Raw genomic sequence first — 23,746 nt, forward strand, 5'->3', positions numbered from 1 at the left:
GAAGAAAAAGAGACTTACTGGCGGTCGATCTTCGGATCGAGCGCGTCGCGCAGTGCATCGCCCAGCAGGTTGAAGGCGAGCACGGTGAAGAAGATGGCCAGGCTGGGGAACAGCGCCACGTGCGGCGAGGTCACCATGTCGGCGCGGGCCTCGCTGAGCATCGCGCCCCATTCGGGCGTCGGCGGCTGAGCGCCCATGCCCAGGAACGAAAGGCTGGCGGCCGTGATGATCGACGTGCCCACGCGCATCGAGAAATACACCACGATCGACGAGATGGTGCCCGGCAGGATGTGCCGCACGATGATGGTCCAGTCCGAAGCGCCGATGCTGCGCTCGGCCTCGATGTAGGTCTGCTGCTTGAGCACCAGCGTGTTGCCGCGCACCAGGCGCGCGAAGGCCGGCACGCTGAACACCGACACCGCCACCACCACGTTGGTCATGCTGCTGCCCAGGATGGCCACCACGCCCAGCGCCAGCAGGATGCCGGGGAAGGCGAAGAGCACGTCCGAGACGCGCATCACGATGCGGTCCCACCAGCCTTCGTAGTAGCCCGCCAGCAGGCCGAAGGCGGTGCCGATGATGCCGCCCAGCACCACCGACAGGAAGCCCGCCATCAGCGAGATGCGCGCACCCGCCAGAATGCGGCTGAAGATGTCGCGGCCCAGCGGATCGACGCCGAACCAGTGCGCGGCCGAGGGGCCGGTGTTTAGCATGTCGTAGTCGAAGAAGTTCTCCGGATCGAAAGGCACGATCCACGGCGCGAACACCGCGACGAACACCAGCAGCAGCACGAAGAGCGCGGCGACGATGCCGACCGGCTGCTTCTTGAAGCGGCGCCAGCATTCGCCCCAGGGCGTGCGGACCTTGCCGGCGGTTTGAACGGCCGCCATGGCCGGCGCCGGAGATGGAATGGTTTCGGCAGGCACGCCGGAAGCTTGTTGCGTCATGGCTGCTTGCTCACTTGTATCGGATGGTCGGGTTGATGTAGCCATAGAGCACATCCACCACCAGGTTGATCAGGATGAATTCGAGCGAGAACAGCAGCACCAGCGTCTGAATGACGGGGTAGTCGCGCATCTGCACGGCATCGACCAGCAGGCGGCCGAGGCCGGGCCAGTTGAACACCGCCTCCACAAGAATCGAGCCGCCCAGCAAAAAGCCGAACTGCAGGCCCATCATGGTGACCACCGGAATGAGCGCGTTGCGCAGCGTGTGCTTGAACACCACGCTCGACTCGCGCACGCCCTTGGCGCGCGCGGTGCGCACGAAGTCTTCCTGGATCACTTCAACGAAGGAGGCTCGCGTGAAGCGTGCCATCACGGCCGCCACGGCCGCGCCGAGGGTGATCGAGGGCAGGATGTAGTGCTTCCAGCTGCTGGCGCCCACCGTGGGCAGCCATCCGAGCTGGACCGAGAAGATCTGCATCAGCAGCATGCCGAGTGCAAATGCGGGAAACGAGATGCCCGACACCGCGAGCGTCATGCCCAGCCGGTCGGGCCATTTGTTCCGATACACGGCCGAGACGATGCCGATGGCCATGCCGAAGATCACCGCCCACACCATGCTGGTGATGGTCAGCATCACCGTCGGGAAGAAGCGCTCGCCGATCTCGGTCGCCACCGGCCGCCGCGTGCGGATGGAGGTGCCGAAGTCGCCCTGCAGCATGTGGGAGAAGAAGCTCACGAACTGCTGCGGCAGCGGCTTGTCCAGCCCGAGCTCCGCGCGGACCATGGCCACGGTCTGCTCGTCGGCGTCCTGGCCGGCGGCGAGACGCGCCGGATCGCCGGGCAGCATGTGGACGAACAGGAACACCAGCACCGCCACGATGAGCAGCGTGGGGATCAGGCCCAGCAGTCGTTTGAGAAAGTAATTCAGCATGGCATCAGAAAACAGTCACCCTCATCAGGGGGACACCGCGGGAACCGGCTTGGCCGGGCCGCTGGTGTCGCCCCCGGCGAGGGGGTGGCGTAGCGACACGAGGTGCGCGCAGCCTGGGGGTGTACTCAGTTCGACGTCGAGATCGCGTCGATGTTGATGTTGCCGTCAGGCATCACGAACACGCCCGACAGACGCTTGGCATGCGCCGACAGGTTCTGCTCGGTGATCATCGGCACGCGCGGCAGGTCCTTGCGGATCTCTTCCTGCGCGGTCTTGTACAGCGCTGCGCGTTCCTTCTCGTCCGTGGTCACCAGCGCCTTGGCCAGCGCGTTGTCGACGGTTTCGCTCTTGTAGAACGACATGTTGTTCAGCTTCGGAGCCCAGGCTTCCGAGGCGAACAGCGGGCGCAGGCCCCAGTCGGCTTCGCCGGTCGACGACGACCAGCCGGTGTAGTACATGCGGACCTTCGCCGTCTTCGGATCGGGCCATGCATCCACCTGCTCGGTGCGCTGGCCCACTTCGAGCGCCTGCACCTGCAGCTTGATGCCGATCTGCGCGAGCTGCTGCTGCACGAACTGGATCGTCTTCTGCGAGGTCGTGTTGTTGTAGGCGCTCCACAGCACCGACTCGAAGCCGTCGGGGTAGCCGGCTTCCTTCATCAGCTCCTTGGCCTTCTTCAGGTCGTAGGGAATGGGCGCCATTTTCTCGGCGTACTTCACGCCCTGGGGCAGCACGCCCTGCGCGGGGAAGGCGTAGCCGCCGAAGGCGACCTTGGCCAGTGCTTCCTTGTTGATGGCGTAGCCGATGGCCTCGCGCACCTTCGGGTTGTCGTAGGGCTTCTGCAGCATATTGAATGCCAGGAAGCGCGTGATGATCGACGGCGTCGCCACCACTTCGAGCTTGTCGCTCTTCTTCAGCAGCTCGGCCTGCTCGTAGGGAATGGGGTAGGCGAAATCGGCTTCTCCGGTCTGCAGCATCGCCGCGCGCGTGTTGTTCTCGAGCACCGGTTTCCACGAGACGTTGTCGACCTTCGGGTAGCCCTTCTTCCAGTAGCCGTCGAACTTCTTGGCCTTGACGGCTTCGGTCTGCTTCCACTCGACGAACTCGAACGGGCCCGTGCCCACGGGGTGGAAAGCGATGTCCTTGTTGCCCCACTTCTTCAGGGCGGTGGGCGAGATCATGGCGGCCGATGCGTGGGCCAGCGAGTTGATGAAGGGGCCGAACGGCTCCTTCAGCGTGATGCGCACGGTCGTCGGGTTCACTGCCTCGACCTTGCTCACGCGGTTGAACTGGTTGTAGCGCAGCAGCTTGTTGTCCTGGTTCAGCACGCGGTCGAGCGTGAACTTCACGGCGTCGGCGTTGAAGTCGGTGCCGTCGTGGAACTTCACGCCGGTGCGCAGCTTGATGGTGTAGACCAGGCCGTCCTTCGACACTTCGTAGCCCTCGGCCAGCACGTTCTGCACCTTCAGGTCCTTGTCGAACTGGAACAGGCCTTCATAGAAGGTCTTGGTCACGGCCGTGGTGATGGTCGTGTTGGTGTTGTACGGGTCCAGCGTTTCCGGCTGGTAGCCGATGGACAGCACCACGTCTTTCGCGGCCAGTGCAGTGCCCGAGGCGGCCAGCGCGGCCAGGCCCAGCAGTGCGGATGCCCATCGCAGGGAGGAAGAAGCTTGTTGCGTCATGGAAGAACTCCAGTCGGTTCGAGGAAAAAGCAGGAGGGCCTGCGGGTTGAGAAAAATGAATGAACGAAGAAACGGAAGCGGGGTCAGAACGCGCCGCCGATGGCGTGCCGCGCAACGAAATGCCCGGGCGCGACCTGCACCAGCGGCGGCACCTCGGGCTCGTCGCCCACGGCGCGGATCGGGCTGGGAATCTCGCCCTCCAGCAGCGCGCGCGGCTTGTGGCGGCGCGACGGATCCGCCACCGGCACCGCCGACATCAGCTTGCGCGTGTAGGGGTGCTGCGGCGCCTCGAACACCGCGCGGCGCGGGCCGATCTCGACGATCTGTCCCAGGTACATCACGGCCACGCGATGGCTGATGCGCTCCACCACCGCCATGTCGTGCGAGATGAAGAGAAAAGCCACGCCCAGCTCGCGCTGCAGGTCGAGCATCAGGTTGACGATCTGCGCCTGGATGGACACGTCCAGCGCCGACACCGATTCGTCGGCCACCACCACCTTGGGGTTGAGCGCGAGCGCCCGCGCAATGGCGATTCGCTGGCGCTGGCCGCCGGAGAACTCGTGCGGATAGCGCTGCGCCGCCTCGGGCGGCAGGCCGACCTTCTGCAGCAGCCAGTCGACGCGCTGCTGCGCCTCGGCACCCTTGGCGATGTTGTGGATGAGCAGCGGCTCCATGATCGAGAAGCCCACCGTCACGCGCGGATCGAGCGAGGCGAACGGGTCCTGGAAGATGAACTGGATGTTGCGGCGCAGCGCCTGCAGCTCGCGCGTGGGCAGTTCGCGGATGTTCTTGCCGCCGAACTCGATCGCGCCGCTCTGGCTCTCGACCAGGCGCAGCAGCGAGCGGCCGGTGGTCGACTTGCCGCAGCCCGATTCGCCGACCAGCGCCAGCGTCTCGCCCGGGTACAGGTCGAAGCTGATCTTCTCCACCGCATGCACGCGGCGCTTCACGCGGCCGAAGAGGCCGCTGCGCACGTCGAAGCGGGTCACGAGGTCGCGCACGCGCAGGATCGGGCCGGCGTCGGCGCGCACGGTGTCCTGTGGCGTGGGCTGGTCGGACGACGCGGTGTCGGCGCTGGCCTCGGTGCGCAGCAGCTCGAACTTGGCCGGCAGGTCGGTGCCCTGCATCGCGCCCAGCTTCGGCACGGCCGACAGCAGCGCGCGGGTGTAGGGGTGCTGCGGCGCCGCGAACACGTCGTCGGAGACGCCTTCTTCCACCTTGTCGCCGCGGAACATCACCAGCACCCGGTCGGCGATCTCGGCCACCACGCCCATGTCGTGCGTGATGAAGAGCACGCCCATGTGCATCTCCTTCTGCAGCTCGCGGATGAGCTGGAGGATCTGCGCCTGGATGGTCACGTCCAGTGCGGTGGTCGGTTCGTCGGCGATCAGCAGCTGCGGCTTGCACGACAGCGCCATCGCGATCATCACGCGCTGGCGCATGCCGCCCGAGAGCTGGTGCGGGAAGCGGTCGAGCACGTTGCGCGCCTCGGGAATGCGCACCAGCTCCAGCATGCGCAGGGCTTCGGCACGGGCGGCTGCGTCGCTCTTGCCCTGGTGGATGCGGATGGCCTCGGCGATCTGGTCGCCGGCGGTGAACACCGGGTTCAGCGACGTCATCGGCTCCTGGAAGATCATCGCGATGTCCGCGCCGCGGATGTTGCGCATGGCACTGTCGCGCGCCTGCGCGAGGTCGAGCACCTCGCCGTTGCGGCGGCGGAACATCATGCTGCCGTTCAGGATGCGGCCACCGCCGTGCTCCACCAAGCGCATCAGCGCCAGCGAAGTCACCGACTTGCCCGAACCCGATTCGCCCACCACCGCGAGCGTTTCGCCGTGGTCGACGTGGAATGACAGCTTCTTCACGGCATCGACCGTGCGCTCGGAAGTCGAGAAGCGAACGGTGAGGTCGTCGACGGCGAGAACGCGGCCGTCCGGCAGGGCGAGGGCAGGGGTGGACATGGGAATGCGAGGAAAAAAGGGGCTGCTGCGTCAGGCGAAGATGGCCGTGAGCGGCGCTTCGTTGCCGCGCGCGTGGCCGCGGTACATGCCTTCGCTGTTGAAGGCCAGGCTCAGGTTGCCGTGGCGGTCGACGGCGATCAGCCCGCCGGAGCCGCCGATGGCCGGCAGCGACTGCTGCACCACGGCGTGCGTGGCGGCTTCGAGCGTCGCGCCGCCGTAGGCCATGCGCGCGCAGACGTCATAGGCGGCGGCGACGCGAATGAACATCTCGCCGCTGCCGGTGCACGACACGGCGGCCGTGCGGTCGTCGGCATAGGTGCCGGCGCCGATGAGCGGCGAATCGCCGATGCGGCCGACGCGCTTGTTGGTCATGCCGCCGGTGGAGGTGGCCGCGGCCAGGTGACCGTGCATGTCGAGCGCGACCGCGCCGACGGTGCCGAACTTCTTGTCCTCGTCGAGCGGCGAGGCCGCGGCCATCGAGGCACCTTCGTGGTCCGTCACCACGCGGCCCGTGCCGCGCACGCGGTACAGCTGCTGGCGCCGCGCCTCGGTGGAGAAGAACGCGGGCTCGACCATCTCCAGCCCGCGTTCGCGCGCGAACGCCTCGGCGCCGGCACCGGCCAGCAGTACGTGGGCGCCGTCTTCCAGCACGGCGCGCGCGGCGCGCACCGGGCGGCGGATGTGGCACACGCCCGCGATCGCGCCGGCGGCGAGCGTTGCGCCGTCCATCACGGCGGCGTCGAGCTCATGGGTTTCGTCGTGCGTGAACACCGCGCCGTGGCCTGCGTTGAAGAGCGGGCACTCCTCGAGCAGCTCCACCGCGAGGCAGGTGGCGTCGAGCGCCGATGCGCCCTTGAGCAGCATCGCCTGCGCGGCGGCCACGATGCTCTTCAATGCGTCGTGATAGGCCTGCGCCTGTTCCGCGCTCGTCGTCGCGGCGCTGATGGTGCCGGCGCCGCCGTGGATGGCGATCACGGGCACGTGGGTCTGGGTCATCGGGAAGCTTTCTTCTTTCTCTTGCCGGCGCCGGTCGCGGCGGAGGCATCTGTCGTTGTCTTGTCGTGTCCGGCGGCGCTGGAGTCGAGGCCGTTGATGCGGGGCAGGCCGTTGGCGCCATGCAGCCACGGGCGCACCGCGTGCAGGATGCGGCCGGCCGACTGCACCGGATCGGGCGCGCGCAGCGACACCGCGCTGGTCAGCGCTTCGATCAGCGCGAGCACGCTGGTCTCGCAGTTGGGGCGGTAGCTGGTCTCGGTCTGGCAGAAGAGCGCCACGTCGGCCAGCGGCGCCAGCGGCGAGCTGGGCCGGTCGGTGAGGGCGAGCACGGCACAGCCCTGGCTGCGCGCGATCTGCGCGAGCGAAATGGTGTCCGTCAGGTAGCGCGGAAAGGTCAGGCCTATGAACACGTCCTGAGGCCCCGCGTGCATCAGCGTGCGCGCCGCATGCGTGACGCCGCTCACGCTGGAGAGCATGCGCACATCGCTGCAGCTGCCGTCCAGCCCGTGCTGCAGCAGCCCCGCGAGCCACGCGCTTGCGCCGAAGCCGCCGATGTACACCGAGCGCGCCTTGCCGATGCGCTCCACCGCCGCTTCGCAGGCGGCGTAGTCCAGCGTCTGGCGCGTCGCGTCGATGTTGCGGCGGCTCTCGTCGAGCGCGGTGGCGAACACCTCGGCCACCGTGGTCGGCCGCTCCAGGTTGCCGCGCAGCCGCTCCACCGGCGCCACCAGCGGCTCGAAGCCGCGCACGAGCTCGGCCCGGAAGGTGGCGTAGCCGTCGAAATCGAGCGCCCGCGCGAAGCGGTTGGCCGTGGCCACCGACACACCCACCACCGCAGCCAATTCGTCGATAGGCAGCGTGGCGACCTGCAGCGGGTGCTCCAGCACGTAGTCGGCCACCTGCCTATGCGATCGCGACAGCCGCGGCAGTGCCTGCGCGATGCGTTGGGCCACGGTGGTGCCTGGGGAGTCGAAAGTGGTGCTCATGGAGGGTGCAATGCGCCCGAAAGTGTGCGTTTTTTGAAAACCGGTTTACAAATATAAGTCAGAGAAGAAAATTTTCTGTCATTTTTGATCACGATCGCAAGTAGCGGGCCAGGGGCGAAGGGGATTGAGAGGGCTCTTGCGAGAGTTCTTTCCCTCTGAAGTCGGCTTGGGCAGGCGTTTGCGGCACCTGATTAGGGGTTTCCCTAGGGTCTGTATGTTTGAGCGCAGATGCGATCTGGGAGCCGTCTGCTGGAAGCCGGCGATAAGCTGCAAGCCATGATCGACTTCAGCTTTATCGATGTGACCAGCGTGGATTACTGGTACGACGAAGGCTACGTTCAGTCCCAGCGAGCGCTAAGGCGCCTTACAGGATCCGAATGGGAGGGGCTTGCGAGAGGGTGGAGGTCGCAGTCGCTCGAATGGCAGGACCGTCTCGCATACATCCTTGGAGACGGCCTGGAGCTCAGGGAGTCGGAACTGCTTGTCGATATGTATGCAGCGGGCCCTCCGGATGTGGCGATGACCGCTGCAGAGGGCTTGCGCAGCATGCCTCTTGAGCATCTTCGGACGGCTGTTGCCAGGCGGCTGTTGTCGGGCGGTGCCACATGCCGAGATTGGGAACACTGCGCATCTGCGAACGCGTTGCTCAAGCTTGTTGCACCGACTCGATAGCTTCATTTTCCAAGGCGCCACGCCGCGGTTGGCTCTCGGCTCAAGCGATACACTGCCCGCCGCACGTCAAAAAAAGACGTGCTTGGGATTGGCGTCCCAAAGCACCTCTGCGATGTAAGCCGCAGATTTCTGAACTGACCCCAAGAAGTTGGACAGTTAGAAGCTAATGGCACAAGGCCTGAGTTCGGTACTGTACTGGGCTCAGGCCTTTGAGTTTGAGCTTGATGCGGTGGTGGTTGTAGTAGTGAATGTAGCGGTGCAGGCCGCGCTGGAGCTCTTCGACACTGGCGAACTCGTTGAGGTAGAAGAACTCGGCTTTCAGCGTGGCGAAGAAGCTCTCCATCGCAGCGTTGTCCAGGCAGTTGCCCCTGCGTGACATGCTTTGGGTCAAGCCCCAGGTGCTGAGTTGGCGCCGATAGGCGGGCATCTGGTAATGCCAGCCCTGGTCGGAGTGCAGCAGCGGGGCTGCTGCCTGGCCTGCCAGCTTGGACAGCGCCTTCTTGAGCATGTTGCCAACCAGCGGGAAGACAGGGCGCCTTTGCATCTCGTAGGCCACGATCTCCCCGTTGTACAGGTCCATGACGGGCGACAGGTACAGCTTGCTGCCATCGACATTGAACTCAGTCACGTCAGTCACCCATTTCTCGTTCGGCCGCTCGGCCTGGAACTGGCGATCAAGAAGATTCGGCGCCGGCGCGTAAGCGACTGCTCCTCGATAGGCGCGGTACTTCTTGGGACGAACCAGCGATTTCAGGCCCAGGCCCTGCATCAGACGCTGCACCGTCTTGTGATTGACCGCCCGGCCTGCCCGGCAAAGCTCGGCGGTGATGCGTCGATAGCCGTAGCAGCCCTTGTGGCGCTCGTAGATGGCCCGGATGTGTGACTTCAGGCTGGCGTACTTGTCGCCTGCCTCCAAGACCTTCGCCTGGTAGTAGAACGTGCTGCGCGACAGCCCCGCCGTCTTCAGCAGCATTGGCAACGGGTAATGCGGCCTCAGCTCGATGACGGCTTGCGCTTTGTCCGCGCAGCTTGCCGCCTGGCCCGAACCAAGGCCTCCAATTTTTTTAGATACGCCACCTCCGCGCGCAGGTATTCGTTCTCCTTGCGCAGCGTCTCCAGGTCGTGCGCATCGTCGGCCTGCGGCGGCTGTAGCTGGGGTGGCTTGGGCTTGGGAGTCTTCATCTCTCGGGTTTTCGGCTTCAATGCATCGAGACCGCCTTCATGGTAGCGCCGCTGCCATGCGCTGATGACCCCTGTTCCGCCGCGGATGTCGAACAGCACAACCGCCTGGCGAGCTGACAACTCTTCGTGCCGCATGCGCTGCAACACCATCAGCTTGAACTGTGCGTTGTAGCGGACGCGCTTCTTGCACAGCAGCCCCTGCGATCCATGCTGCCGGTAGCTCTCCACCCACTTCCTGACCGTCCCGTGATCCAGGTCGTGGCGCTGCGCCACCGCCACGTAGCTTTGGTTGCCTGCCTCGTAGTCTTGCACTACCGCCAGCTTGAACTTCTCGTCGTACTTCGCCATGAAAAACACCCCAAGGATTGGATCGGTGTCCAACTTTTGGGGTGCAGTTCATTCTCCGCAGAGACTCTGCGGCTTTGTCGTTCGTGCCTCCTTTTTGGCGGCTCGGGCGGGGAGCCGCGAGGCTCGCCGGTTCTCGCAAGAGGTGCCCGGTACGCCAACCCGTTCGAGTCGCCGCCTCCAATTGGCGTTGGGTGCGGCGGTTTTTGCAAGCTGCACCTCTTGGAGGCCATACATGGCTACATCTGCTCACGCGCCCGCGCAATCTCCCGCTCGCTCCACGGCCAAAGGGCCGCCGATTGGCTCGGAACTCGACATCACCGACTCTCTATCGCTTCAAGCCTGCGACGACACCGACAGTCTTCGCGAAGTGCTCCGCGCCTATACATGCCTTGAAAAGCTCATCGCGCCGCTGGAGGTAGGCGATACAGAACAACTCGGTCCCACGCGCACCGAGCTCGGCTCTTTGGTGCGTCTGGTCAATGAGGAAATGAGCCGTCGCATCGAAGCTGCCGACAGCGCGACCCGCGCAATGCGTGCGGCGTTGGCAAGGCCGGAGGCAGGCTGAGCGCAAGGGCACTCCGGAGGGAGTCTCTGTAGACTCCGGCTCCCCTCAACCGTCAAGAGCACTCCATGGAGAAACGCGAACTGCATCGGGGCCGCCTGATCGACCACGTCGGGCTGGTCGTTCGTGATCTGGCTGCGAGCAAGGCCTTCTATTCGGCCGTCTTCGAGGCGCTGGAGATTCCCATGGGCGGCTCGGACGAGCGCAACTTCTGGGCGGACGAGCTGTTCGTCTCGACGCGCGACAGCGAGGAAGTGCAGGGCGAACTCACCGGACGCCATCACTTGGCGTTCCAGGCGAAGGACCGGGCCATGGTGGATGCCTTCCACAAGGCCGCGCTCGCGCATGGCGGGCGGGACAACGGCGCGCCGGGCGAGCGCTCATACCACCCTGGCTACTACGCGGCGTTCGTGCTGGACCCGGACGGCAACAACATCGAAGCCGTGTTTCACGGCGAGGCCGAGCGCAGCGCGGCTTCGGTGCGGATCAGGCGCTGACCGGATTCATCGGCGAGGAAGGCGGCAGCGGCCTCTCAGCCCGCGACTTCCTTTTGCATGAACACGCTCAGCGGATCGTCCGGGTACGTTCCGAACGGTCCGCGCCGCGCATAGCCCGCGCGCGCATAGAACGACAGCGCTTCCGGCTGGCTCACGCCCGTTTCAAGCCTGAACATCGCGCAGCCGCGCGCCTTCGCTTCGCCTTCGAGGAAACCCAGCACTCTCGCCGCGACGCCTTGCCCCCGGTTCTCGGGCCGCACGTACATGCGCTTGAGCTCGCCGAACTCCGGCTCCATCACGATCGCGCCGCAACCAACTGCCGCGCCTTCGCCGTCGCGTGCCACCGCGAACAGCACGTTCGGCGCCGACAGGGCCGCAATGTCGATGCCGTAGTGGCACTCGGGCGGATACAGCGGCTTCTGGTAGGCGTCGAGGTCGTCGATGAGCTGGATGACGTCGGGCTGGGCGGGGCTTTCGAGGGAGATTCGCATCGGGTGATGGTATCGAGCCGACAGGGCGGTGGATCGAGAGGCAGGTCGAAAGAAAACCCGCCGCAGCGGGTTGGGTGAACGCGGTCAGCGGCTGGCGCGCAGTGCTTTCAGCCGGTGCTCGGCTTCGCCGGGAGGAATCTTTCCCGCTGCCTCGAGCTTCCTGAGCCGTCGCTCGTCTGCTCGATCCAGTGCGTCTTTCAGAAGCGCCATCTTGCGGTCCTTGCAGGGCTGGCACTCATAGTAGGTTTCCGGGCCAGCAGCGGGCTTGAGCCTCGCGTCGAGTTCGAAGGTGTTGATGCGCCCCGTCGGCTCGATGCCGATGGCAATCACTTTGCCGTTCTTGAGGGTGACGCGCGCACCGCCAAGGCATCCTGTTCGCTCGGCTTGCTCGTTGAAATAGGATTTCTCCGAGACTTTGCGCATGTGCCGCAGCGCATGGCGAACGTCTTCCTCGGTCAGGACAACGTCGTCGCAGTCGAGGAAGTCCTTGTTTTCCCACGCGGACCGTATCGAGGGCTCGGTGATTTCGATCTTCACCACATCGGCAAGCGGATATCGCCTGTCGGCGGCATGAACCGGAAATGCCGTTGCTGCCGTCACAAATGCCGCGACGCCAAGAACAAGAATGCTGGCTTTGCTCATGGTGTTGGCGCCTTCAGATTCCAATTCGCACCTTGCGCCTCTGTCGGATTCTTCCAGCTGACGTCGGAATGTGGAAAGACTTCGCCCGGTGCAATCTGCATTGAACTCTCCAGCACGCTGACGAGCCACGCGAGCGATTGATTCTGCGCTGCGGACGGCGCGGGAAAGATGCCGAATTCTGCGCGCAGCTTTTCGGGAGACCGCTTGGCGCGGACATCAGGGTCCTTGAAGCCCGGTGGCAACCTTGCCCTGCCGACCATCTCGATTCCGATGGCTTCCATATTGCCTGGATAGCGCTCATGGGGCGCCTTGCGCATTTCAATGCGATGAATAGCCGTTGCTCCAGCTCTTGCGGGAAAGTCGCGCGGAGAGCACTTGCCTGTTATCAGACACCGCGCCTTCAAGGGCCCCACATGATTCGTCCTCCGATAAATCGCAGCCGTCTGATAGATCGTCCCATCCTTGTCGATAAGAAAGTGCGCTCCATTCGCCTTGGGGTTCCTGTAGCTGTTCAGTGATGAATCCAGCGTATCGGCGTCGGTCTGGTGCACGACGATGCCTGTGATGGCGCCGACGCGTTTGCCTCGTTCGATCTGCGGACTGCGCGCACGCCGGACGCGCGCGTGACTGACCATTCCGTGGTTGTCGATTTCGACAAGCATGGGTTTTCCTCCCTGAAGAATTTGTTGGTTATCGACTCTCTAGCGAGGCCGGGTCTCGCGCATCGAATGAGCACGCGGCCTCGACCTCGCGGCGCATGCTAAATGCTTAAAAAGTGAACTGGGTGATGGCTTTGTCAACCACTTGTGGCCAGCCGTCCGGAGCGGCCGAATCGCCCGTGCCGCCAGCGCGACTACGCGGGCCTATCCCTATTGGCACCAGCAGGGCTTTCTCGAGCGAAATCCCAATCCGGTCTAGCAGGGAAGGGGCAAGACGGACCGGCTGATTCGTTCCCTCGCCGGTCCTTCATCCGTTCAAGCCCGGCTTGAGGCCACGGGCTCGGGCGCGCTGGCCTTCGACGGGGCAGTCGCCGCAGGCATCGTGCCGTCGGCGGAGCCGGCTTCCAGCGAGCACCAGGCTGCCGCGGGCTTGCCTGCCTCCAGCGAGCACCATGCAGCCGCGGGCTTGGCCGCTTCCAGCGAGCACCATGCGGCGGAAGGCTTGCCTGCCTCCAGCGAACACCATGCCGCCGCAGGCTTGGCTGCTTCCAGCGAGCACCATGCGGCGGAAGGCTTGGCTGCTTCCAGGGAGCACCAAGCTGCCGTGGGTTTGACCGCTTCCGCCGAGCACCATGCGGCCGACGGCTTGCCGGCCTCGAGCGAGCACCAGGCGGCCGCAGGCTTGGCTGCCTCCAGCGAGCACCACGCGGCTGCATCGCCGGTCGCTTCGCGGCGGGGCGCGGATGCCGGCTCGCCGAATTCCTCTGCTGACAGGCGCTGCATTTCCTCGAACGCCGCCTGCAGCGCCTTGGCGTCGTCCTCGCCGCGCAGGCCGAGATACGGGAAGTGGTGCAGGAAGTAGCCGAAGGTGGCTTCGCAATCCGCCGCGTACTTGCGGGTGTCGAGGATGTGCATGTGCCAGAAGCGGTCTACGTCCTGTTCGGGGGCGAGCGTCAGCTCGGGGTGCCTGGCGTGCAGCATCAGGTAGCGCTTGTAGGCCACCTCCATCTGGTTCGCGTAGCCGGGCGACCAGCCGTAGCCGTCTTCCTTGCGGCAGGCCTTGAACTTGATCATCGTGAGGTCGAGCGCCTCGATGGCGGCGATCGTCTGTTCCAGTGTCTTGCGCTGGGTGGGGTGAGTCATGAAAGCTCCTGTGAGGTGGTGGGTAGGTCCGGGCGAGCGTGCCCGGTGACGATTGCGCCGACGGTCGGGCCGTCAGGCCACCACCGATGGAGCAAACTGGTTGCGCAGGTGACGCGCCATGAAATCGCGAGCCTCGTCCGCCGGCACGGGCTTGCACAGCCAGTAGCCCTGGGCCTCGTCGCATCCGTGGCTGCGCAGGTACTCGAGCTGGGCGGCGGTCTCGATGCCCTCGGCCACGACCTTCATCCGCAGGCCGTGGGAGAGGGTGATGATCCCGTCGATGAGCGCGCGTGCGTCTGCGTCCTGCGAAAGGTCGTTGATGAACGAGCGGTCGATCTTGACCGTGGAGAGCGGAAAGTGCTTTAGGTAGGAGAGCGAGGAATAGCCCGTGCCGAAATCGTCGATGGCAAGGCCCACGCCCATGTCGCGGATCGTGCGCAGCAGCTCCGCCGCATGCTCGGGGTTCGCCATCACCGCGCCTTCCGTGATCTCCAGCTCCAGCAGCGACGGGTCGAGGCCCGACGACTCCAGCACGGCCTTGATGTCGGCGATGAGCGTGCGGCTCTCGAACTGGCGCGGCGACAGGTTCACGCTGGTCACCACCGCCGGCAGGCCGAACTTCTGCCACGCGAGCGCATCGGCGCAGGCCTGTTCCAGCGCCCACTTGCCCATGGAAAGGATCAGGCCCAGCTCCTCGGCGATGGGGATGAACTGGACCGGCGGGATCATGCCCAGGCCCGGATGGTGCCAGCGCATCAGCGCCTCGACGCCGACGATGCGCTGGGTGTGCAGGTTCAGCTTCGGCTGGTAGTGCATTTCCAGCTCGCCGCGCTCCAGCGCATGGCGCAGCGCGCTCTCCAGCATCAGCTGCTCGGTGCTCTGCGCGTTCATCTTGGCCGCGTAGAAGCGGTATGTGTTGCGGCCCTTCTTCTTGGCCTGGTACATGGCGGTGTCGGCGTTCTTCAGCAGCGTCTCGGCATCGCCTCCGTTCTCCGGATAGATGCTCACGCCCACGCTGGCGCTGACGTGCAGTTCGCGCGTGTTGATGAGGAACGGCTCGGCGCAGGTGGCCAGCACCTTCTCGGCCAACTCCGCCGCGTCGTTGGCGCTGCACAGGTTCTCCAGCAGCAGCACGAACTCGTCGCCGCCGAAACGCGCCACGACTTCGGAATCGCGCAGCAGGGCCGCGAGGCGCTCGCCGCAGATCCTGATCATCTCGTCGCCGGCACCGTGGCCCAGCGTGTCGTTGATGTGCTTGAAGCGATCCAGGTCGACGAACAGCACCGCGAACTGCTTCTGGCTGCGGTTGCTGCGCTTGATGGCGCGGTCGAGCTCGCTTTGCAGCGCGGAGCGGTTGAGCAGCCCGGTCAGCTCGTCGTGGCTGGCCATGAAGCGAAGGCTGCGCTCGGCCTGCTTGCGCTGCCGGTACTGGGCGATCTGCAGCGCGATCACGCGCAGCGACTCCAGCGTCTCGGCGTCGGCGGCGTAGGGGCTGGAGCCGAAAAGCTCCAGCGCCGTGGTCGCGTCGGTGGCGACCATCGGCACGATCAGGCCCACGCCCAGGCCGGCTTCGCGGGCCATGGTGTCGCGGGCGAAATGGCTGGGCGCGGTCTGCGTGTCGATCCGCACGACGCTGCCGATTCCCCAGGCGCGGCCCAGCGAGCCTTCGCCGGGCCGGTAGGCGAGCGACTGGCTGGCTTCGACGAACTGCCGCACCGCCGGATCGTTGTCGGCATGCCAGGCGACGGTGCAGCGGGCCAGGCCGTCGTCGCCTACGCTCCACAGCGCGCCGCAGTCCCAGCGCAGGTCGGTGCATATCGCCTCCAGCGCCAGCCCCATCACCGTCTCGGCCCTGCCGTCGCCGGCCAGCAGCCGGGCGATTTTGTATTCGAGCTTCTGGCGCAGCGCGTCCTTGCGCGGCCGCGTGGCGTCGCGCACGGTGCCGCGCACCACCATCCTGCCGTCTTCCTCGACCGATTGCGCGATGACGTGAAGCCAGCGCTCCGTGCCGTCGTGCAGGCACAGGCGGTGCTCGAACTCGTTGCGCTCCGAGGACTGCGAGGCCAGCGTGATCTGCCGGTGCACCGTGGCGCGCTCGGGCGCCGGAACACGCGAGAGCAGGGCGGCCAGGTCCGGCTGGACGGGGTCGGTGTCGAAGCCCAGGATGCGCCGGGCTTCCTCCGAGCATTCGAGGGCGCCGGTCTCGGGGTCGAGGGTCCAGCTGCCCAGGCTGGCCATCTGCTGGGCGTCCTTCCACTGGCGTTCGCTGGCGCGCAGGTGGCTGGTCATTTCCAGTGCCAGCACCTGGGCCCGGCTGCGCGAGGTGGTCAGCGAGAAGACGATGCCGGCCAGCAGCATGCTGGCGGCGAATCCGCCGAAGACGATGAACCACGGGATGGCCTTGTCGAGCGGGCCGAAGACCTGGCTCTCGTCCTGGCTGACCTCCACGAGCCAGGAGTGGCCGCCCAGCTCGAAGCCCAGCATGCGCTGGAGGCTGTGCGCGGGCGCGGCCAGGGGCTTCGCGATGCCGGCGGTGTCGAACAACAGCTGCTGCTCGCTGTACGCGGTGGGCGCGACGAACCGGGTTTCGATGCGCGTGCCGATCGCCCCCTTGCCCGGCCCTGCATCGACCAGGCGGAGGCGCAGCGTCTTCGCGGCGTCGGGGCTGACCATGTCGCGCAGCATTCCCGCGATGCTGAAGCCCGCGCCGACCGAACCCATGTAGGCACTGCGCCGCTGCTCGAGCGTGTCGAGCGGCTGGCCCGGCTGGTAGACCGGCAGCCGCATCGCCAGCCCGATGTCGGACTCGCGGCCCGGAATGCGGACCTTGCGGCCGGAGGTGACCAGCCCGCCGGTGTCGCGTCCCTGCTCGAGCGCGTCGCCCCGGTCGGGCATCGCGCCCAGGTCATTGCCGAGCAGCCTCTCGTTGCCGGCCTGCGGCTCGATGTAGATGAGCGGGTAGTAGATGTCCCGCTTGCCGGGCGGCTTGATGGCGAAGCCCGAGGCCACGCCGGCATCGCCGCGCACCTTTTCCTCGAAGGCCGCCCTGTCCTTGGCCGCGATGCTGGGCGCGTAGTTGACGGCCTGGAAGCCGGGGTAGGCGGTTTCCAGGTTCAGGCCCGCGACGTAGTCCCTGAAGTCGTTGCGCGTCACGCCCCCGGGAGTGTTGAAGCGCGCGCGCAGGCCGGTCAGCACGGCGATGTAGTCGTCGAAGCGGGCTTCCACCTTGCGCGCCAAGTCGAAGGCGGTGGCGTCGAAGCGGGCCTGGGCGCTGCGCCCGATCTCCTGGTGGGCGGACACGGCAAGGGCGATCGACAGCCCCGCGCCGGCCATGAGAATGGCCAGCGGCAAGCGAATCCTGACCCAAACAGACAATGACATTGGATTTGATCCCGCCGCGGGCAAGGGCCGGTAGCTCCTGGTGCTGCGGTGCGGCACGGCAGAGAACGCAGCAGTTGCTTCGTTGGCGCAATATATATGGCTGGCGCGAGGCCGTCACGCAAATTGTTACAAGGATGACAGAGATTGACGGCGGGAATCGGCTTCTATTTCGAATAGTTAAGCATCAAGCCGCACGCGGGGTACCCTGCGTCCAGAGGACGAATGCCCCGGAAAGGGGCATCGCGTGGCCGGCCCTCCGACCCCGGGGCATGTCCGGTATAGACAGGTTCGGGGCGGGGCGCTACTCCGGCGTCAGCCCCAGCACCCAGCGCTTGAAATCCTCCAGCGCTCCCGAGGCCGGCCGGCCTTCGGGGTAGGCGAAGTAGTAGCCCTGGCGCACGTCCAGATGCCGGTCGACCGGGATCACCAGTTCGCCGGTGCGCAGTTCGTGCTCGATCAGGATGCGCGGGGCCAGCCCCACGCCCATGCCGGCGGCCGTGGCCGCCACCACCATCGTGAACAGTTCGTAACGCGGCCCGCGCGAGGCGTGCACCGTGTATTCCCAGCCCTGCTGGGCGTACCAGTCGCGCCACGCATGGGCGCGCGTGCTCAGGTGCACGTGGCGGCAGCGCTCGAAGCCCGCTTCGTCCCAGGGGCCGTGCGCGTCGCGGAAGGCCGGGCTGCAGATGGGCACCATCTCGCCCTCGGAAAAGATCAGTCCGCCGCGCGTGTTCGGCCAGAACTGGTCGCCGAAGTAGATGGCCGCGTCGTAGGCGTTCTCCTGGAATGAAAAAGGCTGCGAGCGCGCCGAAAGGTTCACGGTGATGTTCGGGTGCAGCCGGCTGAATTCCGGCAGCCGCGGTATGAGCCACTGCGTGGCGAAGGTCGGCACCACGGCAAGCTCCAGCACGAAGCCCATCTCATGGCCGGCACTGATCTCCAGCGTGTCGCGGCGGATCTGGTCGAGGTGGCGGCGGATTCGCGCCGCATATTCGCGGCCAACGTCGGTGAGCGTGAGCCGGCGCCGCACCCTTGAGAACAGCGGCACGCCCAGCCGCTGCTCGAGCATCGCCACCTGCCGGCCGACGGCGCTTTGCGTGAGCGCCAGTTCGCTCGCCGCACGGGTGAAACTGCCCAGCCGCGCCGAGGCCTCGAAGGCCTGCAGCGCGCCCAGGTTGGGAATGTCTTTTCTCATCGGCGCTATTCTGCGTGCGTGCGGTCGAGCAAAAAAGAAAGGCAAGTCATGCGCCGTGTGGTGATCGTCGGCGGCGGGGCCATCGGCTCCGCCATCGCCTACTTCCTGACCCGCGATCCGGAAGGCGAGCGCTTCGAGGTCACGGTGATCGAGCGCGACTTTTCGTACAGACAGGCCTCGTCGGCGCTGTCGGCGAGTTCGATCCGCCAGCAGTTCTCCACCGCCATCAACATCCGGATGTCGCTCTACGGCATCGACTTCTTCCGCAATCTCGGCCAGACCCTGCGCGTGGGCGACGAGGTGCCCGACATCGGCCTCGTCGAGCCGGGCTACCTGTACCTGGCCTCGCAGGCCGGCGTGGACGTGCTGCGCGAGAACCACGCGATGCAGAAAGCGCACGCGGTGGACGTGGCGCTGCTGGCGCCCGACGAGCTGACGGCGCGCTTTCCGTGGATATCGACGGAAGGCGTCGAGCTGGCTTCGCTGGGCCTTTCGGGCGAAGGCTGGTACGACGGTTACAGCCTGCTGCAGGCCTTCCGCAGGAAAGCGGTGTCCCAAGGCGTGCGCTACGTGCAGGCGCATGCGACGGGGCTGCGCCGCCACGGACGCACCGTGACCGGCGTGGAGCTCGACGGTGGCGAGACGCTGGAGGCCGACGTCGTCGTCAACGCCGCGGGCGCCTGGGCCGCGACGGTGGCGCGGTGGGCCGGCATCGAACTGCCGGTGCGTGGCCGGCGCCGCAGCGTGTTCAGCTTCTCATGCCCCGAGACGTTGCCCGGATGCCCGCTGGTGATCGACACCTCCGGCATCTGGCTGCGCCCGGAAGGCCGCCAGTTCATCTGCGGCTTCGCACCGCCCGAAGACCAGGATGCCGACGACGCGCCGCTCGAAGTCGAGTACGAAGCCTTCGACAGCTTCATCTGGCCCGCGCTGGCCGAGCGCGTGCCTGCCTTCGAAGCCATCCGCATGACGGGCGCCTGGGCCGGCTACTACGAGATGAACCTGTTCGACCACAACGCGATCCTCGGCCTGCATCCCGACTGCGACAACCTCTACTTCGCCAACGGCTTCTCGGGCCATGGCCTGCAGCAGTGCCCGGCGGCGGGGCGGGGCATCGCGGAGCTGATCCGCTTCGGCGAGTACCGCAGCCTCGACCTGTCGCCGGTGTCCTTCGCGCGGATTCTCGAGAACAGGCCGCTGCTCGAGAAGAACGTGATCTAGGTCGCGACTTTCTTCAGGGCGTTGCGAGCGCAGTGAACGGCCCTTGCTGTCCCAGCGCGGATTGGCCTTCATTGAGCACCGCGACAAGCCGGCCGTAGAAGAAGGGAAGCCCGAAGTCGATCGCAGTGCTGCCGGAGCTCGCGGCGGCGATGTTGTCGACCGCCACCACGCCAGGGTTGCCGGTGAAGAGCGATTGCGCGCTCGCGACCGCGAAGCTCTGGCTCAGCGCCGGGCCCGTTGCAGCGGTGAAGCTGGCGCTGAGAGCCAGCGTGCTCGCAGGGCAGTAGAAGCCCCTGAACGTGCCGTTGCTCGCGCACTGGGCGATCGTGGAATCGTTGAGGAAGAAGAAGTTCGACCCGCTGTCCAGGAAGCTGTCGGGAAAGCTGGCGTTTTTGTAATTGACGGAGAGGCTCAGCGTGCGCGGGTCGGTCTTCAGCACCGTCGCTCCGGTCATGGCATTGTTGCCTTGCGTCGCCACGCCGAAATAGAGCGTGCCGACGGTCACGCCCTGGCCCGCCGATGAAATCGCCGGCAGGCCGAGCACGACGCCGTTGTTGTCCTGCGAGAAATTGGCGACCACGTTCTGGGCCTGCATCGCGAGCGGGACCGTCGTGCCCTGGCAGGACGCGCCGGCGGCGCAGGTGTAGTAGGTGGCCGGGATGGCCTGCTGCGCGCATGCCGAGCCGCAGTCATGAAGAACCGCGGCGACGCCGATGATGCCGTTCGTTCCGAGTTTGTCTGGCGTGTTCTCGGGCTGCAGCGTGTTGTTGTCCGAGCATGCGGCGGGCACGTTGCCGGAGTTCGGATCTCCCACGATCTGCAGCGGCTGCGCGCCGGCAGACTTCGGCCCGAGCGTGACGTCCGCGACGCGCATCGTTCCCCACGTGTAGCCGTCGAGGAACTGGGCGCAGGCGTTCAGCGGCGCTCCGTTCACGGTTTCCTGGGGCAGGGCGGCTTTCATGGCCGAGCTGAGCGCATCGGCGGCGATGCGGATGCCGGTGGAGCCGGTGTCGACCAGCACGTTGTCGATGGTCTGGCAGGTGCCGGTTCCCGGTGCGCAAAGCTTGATGCTCACCTGCGGCAGGTTGACGCCGCTCGAATCGGTGCCGCTGGATACGGTGAGCGGCATCGAGTTCTGCGAGCTCGCCGTGGAGGACGCGGGCGTCGTGCTGGGTGCCGGCGCCGGGGCGGCGCTGCCTGCGGCCGGGGTCAAGGTGGGCAACAGCCCGATCGGCAGTGCGGCACCGCCACCTCCGCCGCCGCCACCACCGCATGCGGCGAGGCCAAGCAGGCTTGCGGCACAAGCCACGGCGCGAAGGAGGTTCATGGCACCGGCCGTGCGCCGGTTGCCTGCTTGTCGTGAGTCCATGGGCACGAAGGGCGAAGATGAGTTGAAACGGTCAGGAGCCTTGAGCAATGGCCAGCGAGTCGGGGTCGACTCCCGCAGGCAGCATCCGCGGCAGCCAGGCGACGCCTGCCGACAGCCGCTGGTGCGACGAGGCATGGACTGCGAAGTCCTCGTCCACTTGCGAAGTCGTGGCGTGGGAGCCTCTGCCCAGCTGGCGCTGCGCCCGGGCGTTGTCGGACATCTGCCTGGCGTAGCGCGTGCCCAACAGCACCGAGAGCTCCGGCCGGCGCGGGCCGCGCCATGCCACGGCGAACACCGTGCCGTCGGCCGTCAGGTACTCGCGCTGGACCAGGCCATCGTCGGACGTGGTTTCCCGCGTGCTCCAGCCCGCGGTGGGCTCCGTCTTGGCTGCGGCGCCGGTCGCCTCGGCAGCGGCCGCCTTGCGTGAAACGGCATCGATCCGCTGGCCCGGCGCCAGCGTGGGGGCGCCGCCCAGTTCGGCGAACGCGAAGGGCGTTGCGAACACGGACGCAGCCAGTGCCAGGGCCGCCCGTATCGATGGCCTTCCGGCGCCGCGCGCTTGGCGCTCTCGTAACCCACGTTCCATTCAGTTTCCTTTCCGTCCCGACCGCGAGGAGGTTACTGCCCGCATGCTGCAGCTCGATAAAGACCCAGCCGGCCGCACAGGCTGTGCCGCCAAGTCGGCCAGCGATCAGGTTCGCGGTGTTAACGAGTGAGCGGCACGGGCGTACCATGCCCGCCAGAGAGGTGCCCCGCATGACCGAACGAACACTGATCGACACCGCCCGCGCGCTCGTCGCGGACGACAAGGGCCTGCTCGCGATGGACGAGAGCAATGCCACCTGCAACAAGCGCTTCGCCGCGCTCGGCATACCGCAGACCGAAGCGGCGAGGCGCGACTGGCGCGAGCTGATCGTCACGGCGCCGGGGCTGGCCGACAGCATCTCGGGCGCGATCCTGTTCGACGAGACGATCCGGCAGAAGACCAACGCAGGCCAGCCCTTCGCGAAGGCGCTGGCCGATGCCGGCATCATTCCCGGCATCAAGGTCGACACGGGCGCCAAGCCGCTGGCCGGCCATCCCGGCGAGACCGTCACCGAAGGGCTCGACGGCCTGCGCGAGCGCCTTGCCGAATACGCCACGATGGGCGCGCGCTTCGCCAAGTGGCGCGGCGTGATCGCCATCGGCGACGGCCTGCCGAGCCGCGCCTGCATCCGCGTCAACGCACATGCGCTGGCGCGCTATGCCGCGCTGTGCCAGGAGGCCGGGCTGGTGCCCATCGTCGAACCCGAGGTGCTGATGGACGGCGATCATTCACTCGCCCGGTGTGCCGAGGTCACGGAGGAAGTGCTTCACCGCACCTTCGTCGAGCTGCGCGCGCAGGGCGTTCTGCTCGAAGGCATGCTGCTAAAGCCCAACATGGTGCTGCCGGGGCTGAAGGCCGCCGTGCAGGATTCCGTGGAGGCGGTGGCCGAGGCGACCGTGCAGTGCCTGCTGCGTACCGTGCCGGCCGTGGTGCCCGGCGTGGCCTTTCTCTCGGGCGGCCAGCCGGCGCAGCTGGCGTCGGCGCGGCTCAATGAAATGAACCGCCGCTACAGGTCGCGCCTGCCATGGGCGCTGACCTTCTCGTTCTCCCGCGCGGTGCAGCAGCCCGCGCTCGATGCGTGGAAGGGCGACGCGGCCAACGTGGCGGCTGCCCAGCAGGCGCTGGTGGAGCGCACCAGCGCCAACCGGGCCGCGCGACGCGGCGAATACAAGGAATAGCCCGGCGCCCGCTCAGCCCGACTTGGCCGCCTTCACCAGCGAAGGCGTGGCCTTGTAGCTTTCGGGGAAGAGCTTCTTCAGGTCGTCGATCTTCGGCATGTCGTTGATCGCGATGTAGGGCTGGCTCGGGTGCAGCGTCAGGTAGTCCTGGTGGTAGTCCTCGGCCGCGTAGAAGGGCTTCGACAGTTCGACCGTGGTGGCCAGCGGCTTGCCGAAGGTCTTCGCCTGGTTGAGCTGCGCGATGTAGGCAGTGGCGATTCGCGCCTGCTCGGCGTTCTCGGCGAACACGGTGGAGCGGTATTGCGTGCCCGTGTCAGGGCCCTGGCGGTTGAGCTCGGTGGGGTCGTGCGCCACCGAGAAGTAGATCTGCAGCAGCTTGCCGTAGCTGACCTGCTGCGGGTCGTAGGTGATGCGCACCGATTCGGCATGGCCGGTGCGGCCCGAGCCGACGTCGTCGTAGCGCGCCGTCTTCGCCTCGCCGCCGGCATAGCCCGAGACGGCGTTGCTCACGCCCTTGACGCGCTGGAACACGCCCTGCACGCCCCAGAAGCAGCCGCCGGCGAACACGGCGGTTTCGGTCTTCGCGCCCGGTTGCACCGCCAGGTCGGCGGTGGGGGCGGGCACGCGGCGTGCGGTTTCGGCGAATGACGGCACCGCGTGCCAGACCAGGGCGGCGGCAGCCAGCGTGCCTGCGGTGAGTGCGAGGGATTTCATTGGGAATTCCTTGGGGAGCGGGAGTTGCTGTGACCAGCGGATCGGCCGACGCGACATTGACGCCGAATCCTTCGGACGTCAATGGCGCCTGCGAGGTGCCTTGGGGGCTTACTTCTTCATCTCGTCCTTGCCCATGGCGTCCTTCTTCATCGCGTCCTTGGACATGGAGTCCTTCGCCATCGAATCCTTCTTCATGCCGTCCTTCGACATGGAATCCTTGGCCATCGAGTCCTTCTTCATTGCGTCCTTGGACATCGAGTCCTTGGCCATGCCGTCCTTCGCCATTTCGTCGGCGGCAAAGGCCGAGGCGCCGGCGAAGGCCATGCAGGTGGCGAGCAGGGTTGCGGTGAGCTTGTTCATCTGGAGTCTTCCTGAGTGAGTTGAGGTTTGGGTTTTCAATGTC

General features: G+C 66.4%; 21 protein-coding genes. 4 read left to right on the plus strand and 17 right to left on the minus strand.

Annotated features, from left to right (window positions below; translation table 11 throughout):
- Positions 1–14 precede the first annotated feature (14 nt).
- The 7 genes from gsiD to ACHMXA_RS17120 all read right to left on the minus strand — a co-directional run bounded on the left by gsiD (position 15) and on the right by ACHMXA_RS17120 (position 9,705).
- The gene (gene gsiD, locus ACHMXA_RS17090; RefSeq protein WP_371132154.1) at positions 15–890 is read right to left on the minus strand and encodes a glutathione ABC transporter permease GsiD; all 876 of its coding nucleotides are present in this window, start codon (positions 888–890) and stop codon (positions 15–17) included.
- Between the two features lie 67 nt (positions 891–957).
- Positions 958–1,878, minus strand: coding sequence for a glutathione ABC transporter permease GsiC (gene gsiC / locus ACHMXA_RS17095; RefSeq protein WP_395315910.1), 921 nt, complete (start codon positions 1,876–1,878; stop codon positions 958–960).
- A 125-nt stretch (positions 1,879–2,003) separates the two neighbouring features.
- Positions 2,004–3,560, minus strand: a complete 1,557-nt coding sequence (gene gsiB, locus ACHMXA_RS17100) for a glutathione ABC transporter substrate-binding protein GsiB (protein WP_395315911.1) — start codon at positions 3,558–3,560, stop codon at positions 2,004–2,006.
- Between the two features lie 83 nt (positions 3,561–3,643).
- Complete coding sequence (locus tag ACHMXA_RS17105) at positions 3,644–5,521, minus strand: dipeptide ABC transporter ATP-binding protein (protein ID WP_395315912.1); 1,878 nt, start codon at positions 5,519–5,521, stop codon at positions 3,644–3,646.
- 30 nt (positions 5,522–5,551) lie between these two features.
- Positions 5,552–6,517 carry an isoaspartyl peptidase/L-asparaginase family protein gene (locus ACHMXA_RS17110; protein WP_395315913.1) on the minus strand — a complete coding sequence of 322 codons (966 nt, stop codon included), beginning with the start codon at positions 6,515–6,517 and terminating at the stop codon, positions 5,552–5,554.
- Positions 6,514–7,503 carry a MurR/RpiR family transcriptional regulator gene (locus ACHMXA_RS17115; protein WP_395315914.1) on the minus strand — a complete coding sequence of 330 codons (990 nt, stop codon included), beginning with the start codon at positions 7,501–7,503 and terminating at the stop codon, positions 6,514–6,516. Before ACHMXA_RS17115 ends, ACHMXA_RS17110 begins: the two co-directional genes overlap by 4 nt.
- Positions 7,504–8,338: 835 nt before the next feature.
- A protein-coding gene (locus tag ACHMXA_RS17120; RefSeq protein WP_371132323.1) for an IS3 family transposase occupies positions 8,339–9,705 on the minus strand; the annotation gives its coding sequence in 2 pieces (ribosomal slippage) (positions 8,339–9,225 and positions 9,225–9,705; 1,368 coding nt in all).
- Between the two features lie 232 nt (positions 9,706–9,937).
- Between ACHMXA_RS17120 and ACHMXA_RS17125 the strand changes: the two genes are divergently transcribed.
- A complete protein-coding gene (locus ACHMXA_RS17125; RefSeq protein WP_395315915.1) occupies positions 9,938–10,270 on the plus strand; it encodes a hypothetical protein in 333 nt (110 codons plus the stop codon).
- A gap of 65 nt (positions 10,271–10,335) precedes the next feature.
- Positions 10,336–10,764 (plus strand): VOC family protein, encoded by a 429-nt coding sequence (locus ACHMXA_RS17130; RefSeq protein ID WP_176663836.1) that lies wholly within the window; start codon positions 10,336–10,338, stop codon positions 10,762–10,764.
- A 35-nt stretch (positions 10,765–10,799) separates the two neighbouring features.
- Here ACHMXA_RS17130 and ACHMXA_RS17135 read toward each other — a convergent pair whose 3' ends face one another.
- From ACHMXA_RS17135 to ACHMXA_RS17160, 6 genes are all read right to left on the minus strand, one after another.
- Positions 10,800–11,255 carry a GNAT family N-acetyltransferase gene (locus tag ACHMXA_RS17135; protein WP_395315916.1) on the minus strand — a complete coding sequence of 152 codons (456 nt, stop codon included), beginning with the start codon at positions 11,253–11,255 and terminating at the stop codon, positions 10,800–10,802.
- 84 nt (positions 11,256–11,339) lie between these two features.
- On the minus strand, positions 11,340–11,897 hold the full coding sequence (locus ACHMXA_RS17140) for a hypothetical protein (RefSeq protein ID WP_395315917.1): 558 nt from the start codon (positions 11,895–11,897) through the stop codon (positions 11,340–11,342).
- The gene (locus tag ACHMXA_RS17145) at positions 11,894–12,559 is read right to left on the minus strand and encodes an N-acetylmuramoyl-L-alanine amidase (protein WP_395315918.1); all 666 of its coding nucleotides are present in this window, start codon (positions 12,557–12,559) and stop codon (positions 11,894–11,896) included. Before ACHMXA_RS17145 ends, ACHMXA_RS17140 begins: the two co-directional genes overlap by 4 nt.
- A 312-nt stretch (positions 12,560–12,871) precedes the next feature.
- The gene (locus tag ACHMXA_RS17150) at positions 12,872–13,699 is read right to left on the minus strand and encodes a hypothetical protein (RefSeq protein WP_395315919.1); all 828 of its coding nucleotides are present in this window, start codon (positions 13,697–13,699) and stop codon (positions 12,872–12,874) included.
- 72 nt (positions 13,700–13,771) lie between these two features.
- Entirely contained in the window at positions 13,772–17,050 is a 3,279-nt protein-coding gene (locus ACHMXA_RS17155) for an EAL domain-containing protein (protein WP_395315920.1), read from the minus strand.
- A 331-nt stretch (positions 17,051–17,381) separates the two neighbouring features.
- Positions 17,382–18,275: a LysR substrate-binding domain-containing protein gene (locus tag ACHMXA_RS17160; RefSeq protein WP_395315921.1), complete on the minus strand. Its 894-nt coding sequence runs from the start codon at positions 18,273–18,275 to the stop codon at positions 17,382–17,384.
- Between the two features lie 48 nt (positions 18,276–18,323).
- Between ACHMXA_RS17160 and ACHMXA_RS17165 the strand changes: the two genes are divergently transcribed.
- Positions 18,324–19,496 carry an NAD(P)/FAD-dependent oxidoreductase gene (locus ACHMXA_RS17165; RefSeq protein ID WP_395315922.1) on the plus strand — a complete coding sequence of 391 codons (1,173 nt, stop codon included), beginning with the start codon at positions 18,324–18,326 and terminating at the stop codon, positions 19,494–19,496.
- 13 nt (positions 19,497–19,509) lie between these two features.
- On the opposite strand, the gene ACHMXA_RS17170 is transcribed toward ACHMXA_RS17165, so the two are convergent.
- Entirely contained in the window at positions 19,510–20,823 is a 1,314-nt protein-coding gene (locus ACHMXA_RS17170; protein WP_395315923.1) for a DUF3443 family protein, read from the minus strand.
- Between the two features lie 73 nt (positions 20,824–20,896).
- Positions 20,897–21,370: a DUF2844 domain-containing protein gene (locus ACHMXA_RS17175; RefSeq protein WP_395315924.1), complete on the minus strand. Its 474-nt coding sequence runs from the start codon at positions 21,368–21,370 to the stop codon at positions 20,897–20,899.
- Between the two features lie 251 nt (positions 21,371–21,621).
- On the opposite strand from ACHMXA_RS17175, the gene ACHMXA_RS17180 reads away from it, so the two are divergent.
- On the plus strand, positions 21,622–22,629 hold the full coding sequence (locus ACHMXA_RS17180) for a class I fructose-bisphosphate aldolase (RefSeq protein WP_395315925.1): 1,008 nt from the start codon (positions 21,622–21,624) through the stop codon (positions 22,627–22,629).
- 12 nt (positions 22,630–22,641) lie between these two features.
- Here ACHMXA_RS17180 and msrA read toward each other — a convergent pair whose 3' ends face one another.
- Both msrA and ACHMXA_RS17190 read right to left on the minus strand, forming a co-directional pair.
- Positions 22,642–23,343, minus strand: coding sequence for a peptide-methionine (S)-S-oxide reductase MsrA (msrA, locus tag ACHMXA_RS17185; protein ID WP_395315926.1), 702 nt, complete (start codon positions 23,341–23,343; stop codon positions 22,642–22,644).
- A 108-nt stretch (positions 23,344–23,451) separates the two neighbouring features.
- Positions 23,452–23,703, minus strand: a complete 252-nt coding sequence (locus tag ACHMXA_RS17190; protein ID WP_019652918.1) for a pentapeptide MXKDX repeat protein — start codon at positions 23,701–23,703, stop codon at positions 23,452–23,454.
- Positions 23,704–23,746: the final 43 nt, after the last annotated feature.

It is taken from the genome of Variovorax sp. UC74_104 (assembly GCF_044055375.1).
In the GTDB taxonomy this organism is placed as follows: Bacteria; Pseudomonadota; Gammaproteobacteria; order Burkholderiales; family Burkholderiaceae_C; genus Variovorax.

Bases quoted from the DNA above. Each gene is read 5' to 3' on its own strand.
- msrA (WP_395315926.1), bottom strand. From the start codon at position 23,343: ATGAAATCCCTCGCACTCACCGCAGGCACGCTGGCTGCCGCCGCCCTG.
- ACHMXA_RS17105 (WP_395315912.1), bottom strand. From the start codon at position 5,521: ATGTCCACCCCTGCCCTCGCCCTGCCGGACGGCCGCGTTCTCGCCGTC.
- ACHMXA_RS17125 (WP_395315915.1), top strand. From the start codon at position 9,938: ATGGCTACATCTGCTCACGCGCCCGCGCAATCTCCCGCTCGCTCCACG.
- ACHMXA_RS17110 (WP_395315913.1), bottom strand. From the start codon at position 6,517: ATGACCCAGACCCACGTGCCCGTGATCGCCATCCACGGCGGCGCCGGC.
- ACHMXA_RS17150 (WP_395315919.1), bottom strand. From the start codon at position 13,699: ATGACTCACCCCACCCAGCGCAAGACACTGGAACAGACGATCGCCGCC.
- ACHMXA_RS17190 (WP_019652918.1), bottom strand. From the start codon at position 23,703: ATGAACAAGCTCACCGCAACCCTGCTCGCCACCTGCATGGCCTTCGCC.
- ACHMXA_RS17180 (WP_395315925.1), top strand. From the start codon at position 21,622: ATGACCGAACGAACACTGATCGACACCGCCCGCGCGCTCGTCGCGGAC.
- ACHMXA_RS17170 (WP_395315923.1), bottom strand. From the start codon at position 20,823: ATGAACCTCCTTCGCGCCGTGGCTTGTGCCGCAAGCCTGCTTGGCCTC.
- ACHMXA_RS17145 (WP_395315918.1), bottom strand. From the start codon at position 12,559: ATGCTTGTCGAAATCGACAACCACGGAATGGTCAGTCACGCGCGCGTC.
- ACHMXA_RS17115 (WP_395315914.1), bottom strand. From the start codon at position 7,503: ATGAGCACCACTTTCGACTCCCCAGGCACCACCGTGGCCCAACGCATC.
- ACHMXA_RS17165 (WP_395315922.1), top strand. From the start codon at position 18,324: ATGCGCCGTGTGGTGATCGTCGGCGGCGGGGCCATCGGCTCCGCCATC.
- gsiB (WP_395315911.1), bottom strand. From the start codon at position 3,560: ATGACGCAACAAGCTTCTTCCTCCCTGCGATGGGCATCCGCACTGCTG.
- gsiD (WP_371132154.1), bottom strand. From the start codon at position 890: ATGGCGGCCGTTCAAACCGCCGGCAAGGTCCGCACGCCCTGGGGCGAA.
- gsiC (WP_395315910.1), bottom strand. From the start codon at position 1,878: ATGCTGAATTACTTTCTCAAACGACTGCTGGGCCTGATCCCCACGCTG.
- ACHMXA_RS17135 (WP_395315916.1), bottom strand. From the start codon at position 11,255: ATGCGAATCTCCCTCGAAAGCCCCGCCCAGCCCGACGTCATCCAGCTC.
- ACHMXA_RS17130 (WP_176663836.1), top strand. From the start codon at position 10,336: ATGGAGAAACGCGAACTGCATCGGGGCCGCCTGATCGACCACGTCGGG.
- ACHMXA_RS17160 (WP_395315921.1), bottom strand. From the start codon at position 18,275: ATGAGAAAAGACATTCCCAACCTGGGCGCGCTGCAGGCCTTCGAGGCC.
- ACHMXA_RS17140 (WP_395315917.1), bottom strand. From the start codon at position 11,897: ATGAGCAAAGCCAGCATTCTTGTTCTTGGCGTCGCGGCATTTGTGACG.